The sequence below is a fragment of the Ochrobactrum sp. SFR4 genome (assembly GCF_019730395.1).
Taxonomy (GTDB): domain Bacteria; phylum Pseudomonadota; class Alphaproteobacteria; order Rhizobiales; family Rhizobiaceae; genus Pseudochrobactrum.
Genome location: NZ_JAAPBB010000535.1, coordinates 1 through 312 on the forward strand (window position 1 = coordinate 1; position 312 = coordinate 312).

The window sequence follows — 312 nt, forward strand, 5'->3', positions numbered from 1 at the left end:
CTTCACACTTTTGCTGGAAATGCTTATCTCCAACAAAAAAGCGATACTCCCTTCAGAATACCGCTTTTAAATTCAAATTTGCAATCATTTATGCAATCAATGCAATCAAAAGAGCAATTTTGCTGTCAGAATCACCATACAGGCAGCGATCACAATCAGTGCCACGCGACCTGTACGCGTATGGCGCGCCTCTGCCTTGCCGATTGCAGCAGCAGTAGCCTCATCCAAACGCAACCCATTATCAGCCATGTCATCCAGCTCTCCGGAAAGCCGCTCCAGACGCTTGGTCAACTCCGGTGTCTGACGCATGAA

The 312-nt window shown here is 47.8% G+C and carries 1 pseudogene; it reads right to left on the bottom strand.

Going from position 1 to position 312, the window contains the following annotated elements:
* Positions 1–105 precede the first annotated feature (105 nt).
* Positions 106–312 (bottom strand): annotated as a pseudogene (locus tag HBA93_RS20140) (ubiquinone biosynthesis protein UbiB); the annotation flags it as partial.